The sequence below is a fragment of the Deltaproteobacteria bacterium genome, assembly GCA_019309045.1.
In the GTDB taxonomy this organism is placed as follows: domain Bacteria; phylum Desulfobacterota; class Syntrophobacteria; order BM002; family BM002; genus JAFDGZ01.
Map to the genome: position 1 here is coordinate 45,053 of JAFDGZ010000014.1, position 6,114 is coordinate 51,166.

A 6,114-nucleotide genomic window follows, 5' to 3' on the forward strand; every position below is an offset into this window, starting at 1 on the left:
TGCCTCCTGCAAGGAGCATCATGGCTTTTTCCGGAACTGCCCAGTCAATCCTAGGTGCCCTGGCAAACTTCAAACGGAGCTTGGGCCTGCAATTGAGCCTGGTAGTAGGCGTCATCTTTCTAGTGGCAGTGCTCGTCTTTACTTACTCCCTGGTTTCCTTCCAGGAAAAACTGGCCTTCCAGCGCATGGTGGACAATGTGGGCCGCTTCAGCGATGCTGTCAAACGAAGCACCTACTATAGCATGCTCAAGAACCAGCGAGAGAGTTTGCACGAGATCATAAAGGCAATCGGGGCGCAGCCAGGTGTAGAGAAGATCAGAATCTTCAACAAGAACGGCGCCATCATGTTCTCGAGCCTCAAGCAGGAGATCGGCACCAATGTGGATATGCAGGCCGAGGCCTGTTATGCCTGTCACCGGCGGGATAGGCCTCTCGAGCGCTTGAGCATGGGGGATCGCAGCAGAATTTACCGCAATCCGAGCGGCTATCGCGTCCTGGGGATGATCAATCCCATCTACAATGAGCCTAGCTGTTGGCAGGCCAGCTGCCACTATCATCCTGAATCTCGTACTGTTCTTGGTGTACTCGACATAGGCTTGTCTCTCAAAGAGCTGGATCAGGAGATCAGTGCTACCAAGACCAGGACGGTGCTCTTTGCCCTGTTGATGTTCGTCGCGGTGTCCGCCATCATGGCGGTATCTGTGAACCATTTCGTAAACAAACCCATTCGTCGCCTGGTTTCAGCCACCAAAGAGATAGCCAATGGCAATTACGACCAGGATCTGGGGCCGGTTCCTGACAATGAGATCGGTCATCTTGCCCTCTGTTTCGACGAGATGCGGCGCAATATTGGTGAGCAGGCTCGAGCGCTGCAGAGAAGCAAACAAGAGTATCAGATGCTCTTTGAAGAGGTGCCTTGCCAGATAACAGTGCAGGACCGTGAATTCCGCATAGTAAGGACAAATCGGGCCTTCGAAGAAAAATTCGGCAATCAGGTGGGTGAATACTGCTATCGGGCCTACAAAGGCAGGGATAGCAAGTGTGAGGTGTGCAGTGTAGACAAGACCTTTCGGGATGCTCAGCCCCACTCCAGCGAGGAAGTCGTGGTGAAGAAGGACGGCAGCAAGGCCTATATTTTGGCATTCGCCACTCCAATCTTCAATGAGGCAGGTGAAGTCACGGCCGCCATGGAGGTCTCCCTCGACATCACCCAGGTGCGTGAACTGGAAGAAGAACTTAAGCGCTCCGAGGAGAAGTACCGCACGCTTTTCAACAGCGACCCCAATCCAATATTTGTCCTGGACTATCATACCCTGGAGATCCTCGATGCTAATGAGCGGGCTCTGGAGGACTATGGCTACTCCAGGCAAGAATTGCTGGGCAGGAGTTTTCTGGATCTTGCCGATCCTGAAGAGAGGGAAAGACTCAAGAGAGCCCCATGGCATCAGAAGAGCGCTATCTACAAGGTAAGGCACCGCACAAGGAGCGGTGGGCAACTCGTGGTGAACATCAGCTTTTCAAACCTGAGCCACATGGGGCAGGATGCGATCATCGTTACCACCTCAGACGTGACTGAACGGGTGAGAAGTGAAGAGCAGCTGGTGCAGGCAGGCAAGATGGCCACCCTTGGGGAAATGTCGGCAGGTGTGGCTCATGAGTTGAATCAGCCTTTGTCAGTGATAAAGACTTCGTCCAGCTTTCTCCTGAAAAAAATTGCCCGGGGCGAGCAGATGGACGCTGAAATCTTGCAGACTCTTGCGGAAGAAATGGACAGTCAGGTGGATCGAGCTTCGCAGATTATCAATCATCTCCGCCAGTTTGGCCGCAAAACAGAGATTCGCAAGGTCAATGTCCAGCTGAATGAGTGCATAGAGGGAAGCTTCACCGTGCTCGGCCGCCAGCTTGAAGTACATGGCATTCGGGTGGAGCTCGATCTAGACGGCAATCTGCCCCCTATCAAGGGAGACAGGAATCGGCTGGAACAGGTATTTCTCAACCTTATTATGAACGCCCGTGATGCCATGGACGAGAAAGAAGCGCTCAGCCGAGACGAAAAGGTGGACAAGGTGCTCACCATTGCTTCCTACCAGGAGCATGGTGAAGTGGTGGTAGAGATTGCCGACACCGGTGTGGGCATGAGTGAAGCAGTGCGGGAAAAAATTTTCGAGCCCTTTTTTACAACCAAGCCGGTTGGCAAGGGCACCGGCCTCGGCCTTTCCATCAGTTTTGGCATAGTCAGAGACTACGACGGCCGCATTGAAGTGGAAAGCGTGGAGGGGCAGGGCACTCTGTTCAGGCTGAGGTTTCCTGCTGCCGAAGAGGAGAGGGAGGAGGCCATGGAGGTGGCAGGTGGCTGAAGCAGATAGGCACCGGCTTCTTCTGATCGACGATGAGGAGGGCATCCGCAAAGTGATGGCTATAGCCCTGCGTGATGCCGGCTATGAGGTCTTGCTCGCCGAAAGCGGCGAACAAGGCATTGAGGTATTCACGCGTGAACGTCCCATAATTGTGCTCACTGATATCAAGATGCCAGGGATGGACGGGCTCGACGTATTGCGGAAGGTCAAAGAGATGGATGCGGATGCCGAAGTGATCATGATCACCGGCCATGGTGAAATGGAACTTGCTATTCGCGCTTTGCAGTTAGAAGCCTCTGATTTTATTACGAAACCTATTCACGACGAAGCTCTAACCCTGGCCCTGAAACGGGCGGAGGAAAAGATCAGTCTCAGGAGGCAACTGCGTGACTACACAGAAAACCTGGAGCGTAAAGTGGCGCAAGCCACAGCTGAGATCAAAAGAATCAACGATTTTCAGGCAAGCTTGATCGACAATTCTCTGGATGGCATTGTGGCTGCCGATGAACAGGGCCGCCTGGTGATTTTCAACAGTAGTGCTCAGAGGCTGACCGGCTACGGCTACCAGGAGGTAGTGGGCAAGCTGCGGCTTCAAGATCTCTTCCCTCGCCAAGTGGTCGAGCATTGGTGTCGGTTTGGGGAAGAGGGGCAGCATGCTGGCACCGTGAGCAGGGGAGACTATCTGGACGCTACCATCAGAGACCGCAGCGGCAGAGACATTCCGGTTCGTACCACTGGGGTGACACTGCGCGATCAGGAAAGAGTGATCGGCTGTGTTGTCTTCTGCCAAGATTTGCGCGAGATCCACCGTCTGCAAGCACAGTTGATTCAAACCGAACGGCTGGCAGCAACAGGGGAGACTGTGGCCAGTTTGGCACATGCCATCAAGAATATAGTTGGTGGCCTGAAAGGCGGCATGTTTGTGGTCAATAAAGGTTTCGAAGGAAACAATCAGCAGTATCTGAGGCAAGGCTGGGACATGGTGCAGCGCAACATTGGCAAGATATCTACCCTGGCTATGGATCTGCTCACCTACTGCAAAGATCGCCGCCCTGAATTCACGCTGACGGAGGCAGCTCAAGTGGTAGCCGAGGTGGCGGAGTTGCTCAAACCACGAGCAGATGAATTTGGCGTTAAGCTGATAATAGAGAGCACGGGCGATCAGCAGCCGGTGGCTATGGATGCCAACGGCATTCATCAAAGTCTGGTCAATCTGGTCAACAACGCCATTGATGCCTGTCGCCCGGAGGTCTGTGGACACCGGCATGGAAAGGTTGTACTCCGCACCTGCCGGCAGCCTGGGTGGGCGGTTTGTTTTGAGGTGGAAGACAATGGCTGCGGCATTGCCGAAGAGGATAAGAGCAAGCTTTTTACCACCTTCTTTAGCACCAAGGGGGCCGAAGGCACCGGCCTCGGTCTACTGAATGTGCAGAAAATTGTTGATGAGCATGGCGGTCGTGTGGAGGTGGAATCGCGAGTAGGCAGGGGTTCACTGTTTCGAATCTTGCTTCCTGAGAGGCCAGGGGAAGGTGAGCAGGGAAGCAGCGAAAACGATCAAGTGCTCGATACCAGTGCCCAGTAGGACCAGCCAGTACGGGAGGGAGAAAGAGCTATGGTGCAATACAGCAACATTTTGTTTTGCAGTGACTTTTCTGAAGAGGCAGAGATGGCCTTTCACCATGCCGTAGATTTCTGCCAGCGCTATGGTGCCAGGCTGCATGTACTCCATGTGCTTCACTCGGGCTACAAATACCTTCGCCATGTGGTGGACGAATATGTGGAGGAAGGCCAGGATGAGCAAACTGCGGATCCTGAACTGCTTGCCAAGGCGGAAGAAGATCTCAAAAAGAGGTATCAAGGAAGACTGCAGGAGTGCCGGGAGGTGAACTTTCAGGTCAGGGTCGGGGTGCCTTTTGTGGAAATTGTTCGCTACGCCCGGGAGAACAAGGTGGATTTCATCATAATGGGCGCATCCGGGAGTTCTGAACTCAACAAGCAGAGTTTTGGCAGTACAGTGGAGAATGTGGCCAGAAGAGCGCACTGCCATGTAATGGCGATTCGCAATCCAGAAAAGGCCTTCAAACTGCCTGGCTGAAGAAGGCACAAGTCAGCCGGGGCTGCTCGGCCACGGCTGCCGCCTGCCAGGGAGCCGGAGCTACCCTGAAAGCGTGTAGCGAGGAGGTATGGTTGTATGAAAAAGAAAAAAGTGCTAGTGGTGGACGATGAACTCGATATGCGCACCTTTATCTCCACCCTACTCGAGACCAGCGGCTATAAACCGATCATTGCCACCAATGGTGAAGAAGGTTTGCAGAAAGCCCTGGCTCACCAGCCGGAGGCGATAATTCTCGATGTGATGATGCCCAAGGAAGGCGGCATCCAGATGTATCGAGAGCTGCGAACCAACAAAGAGCTGCGGCACATTCCTGTCATAATGTTGTCGGCCATTTCTCGCAGGACTTTTTTCCACTCGCAAAAGATGTTGAATACCTACCGCGGCCAGGAGGTCCCAGAGCCGGAAGCCTATCTGGAGAAACCGCCTGAGACAGAGGAGTTCCTACGCACTCTGGAAAACTGCCTCGGCTGTGTGTCGGAAAAAAATGCTGCCCCAGAATCCTGAGGGATTTAGCCTGGCTTGCCAGCGCGAGTCCCGGCAGCAAGCAGGTCAGCGCAAAGCGGCAGTGCCTGTACCAGAGCATATCTTTTGCTAGATGAGGTATGAAGCATGGCAAAGAACATAGGCGTGTATGTCTGCCACTGCGGCACTAATATCGCCGGCAAGGTGAACACAGAAGAAGTTGTGGCTTTTGCCAGGGGGTTGAAAGATGTAATTGTGGCCCGGGACTACAAATTCATGTGCTCGGACCCCGGTCAGGAAATGATCCAGCAGGACATCCGCGACTTTGGTTTAAACAGAGTGGTAGTCGCCTCCTGTTCTCCTCGGCTGCACGAAAAAACCTTTCAGGGGGCATGTCAGAGGGCCGGTGTCAATCCCTACCTTTTCCAGATGGCGTGCATCAGGGAACACTGCTCCTGGGTGGTGGAAGATCCCGCAGAAGCAACGGACAAGGCAAAAGCGCTCGTGGCAGCCGCGGTCAGCAGGGTGCACTACCATGAGAGTCTGGCTGCCCGGGAAGTGAGAGTGCATCCTGACGTCCTGGTCGTGGGAGCAGGTATTGCCGGTATTCAGGCAGCCCTGGATATTGCCAGGTCGGGCAATCAGGTTTATCTGGTGGAAAGGGAGCCTTCCATTGGGGGACACATGGTGCAGTTCGACAAAACTTTCCCCACACTTGACTGTGCCGCCTGCATTTCCACGCCCAAGACAGTTGCGGTGACACAGGAGCCCAATATCCACCTGCTTTCTTATTCCGAAGTGGCCGAGGTGAACGGCTACGTGGGAAATTTTACCGTCAAAGTTAGGAGAAAACCCCGCTATGTTCGCGAAGACCGCTGTACCGGCTGCGGTCTCTGTGCAGAGGCATGTCCGGTGTCTGTGCCGAGCCAGTTCGATGAATATCTGGGAAGCCGCAATGCCATCTACCGTCACTTTCCCCAGGCTGTGCCCATTACCTTCACCATAGACAAGAAGGATCGGGCGCCATGTGTAGTGAGTTGTCCTGCGGGGGTGAATGTGCAGGGCTATGTGCAGTTGATAGGCCAGGGCAAGTATGTGGAGGCGGTGCAGTTGATCATGGAGCGTTTGCCGCTGCCCGGGGTATTGGGTCGGGTGTGTCCGCATCCGTGCGAGTATAGC

Annotated in this window: 5 protein-coding genes; all 5 read left to right on the forward strand. The window is 54.1% G+C overall.

The window, feature by feature from the left end:
- Positions 1 to 20: 20 nt before the first annotated feature.
- Positions 21 to 2,357: a PAS domain S-box protein gene (locus JRI89_04910; protein ID MBW2070577.1), complete on the forward strand. Its 2,337-nt coding sequence runs from the start codon at positions 21 to 23 to the stop codon at positions 2,355 to 2,357.
- Complete coding sequence (locus JRI89_04915; GenBank protein ID MBW2070578.1) at positions 2,350 to 3,939, forward strand: response regulator; 1,590 nt, start codon at positions 2,350 to 2,352, stop codon at positions 3,937 to 3,939. The genes JRI89_04910 and JRI89_04915 overlap by 8 nt, the downstream gene beginning before the upstream one ends.
- 30 nt (positions 3,940 to 3,969) lie before the next feature.
- On the forward strand, positions 3,970 to 4,452 hold the full coding sequence (locus tag JRI89_04920) for a universal stress protein (protein ID MBW2070579.1): 483 nt from the start codon (positions 3,970 to 3,972) through the stop codon (positions 4,450 to 4,452).
- Positions 4,453 to 4,548: 96 nt separating this feature from the next.
- Complete coding sequence (locus tag JRI89_04925) at positions 4,549 to 4,977, forward strand: response regulator (protein MBW2070580.1); 429 nt, start codon at positions 4,549 to 4,551, stop codon at positions 4,975 to 4,977.
- 105 nt (positions 4,978 to 5,082) lie between these two features.
- On the forward strand, positions 5,083 to 6,114 hold a 1,032-nt coding region (locus tag JRI89_04930; protein MBW2070581.1), incomplete at its 3' end, for an FAD-dependent oxidoreductase.

Excerpts from the sequence above, each read along its gene's own strand:
- JRI89_04910 (MBW2070577.1), top strand. The coding sequence starts at position 21 with ATGGCTTTTTCCGGAACTGCCCAGTCAATCCTAGGTGCCCTGGCAAAC.
- JRI89_04920 (MBW2070579.1), top strand. The coding sequence starts at position 3,970 with ATGGTGCAATACAGCAACATTTTGTTTTGCAGTGACTTTTCTGAAGAG.
- JRI89_04925 (MBW2070580.1), top strand. The coding sequence starts at position 4,549 with ATGAAAAAGAAAAAAGTGCTAGTGGTGGACGATGAACTCGATATGCGC.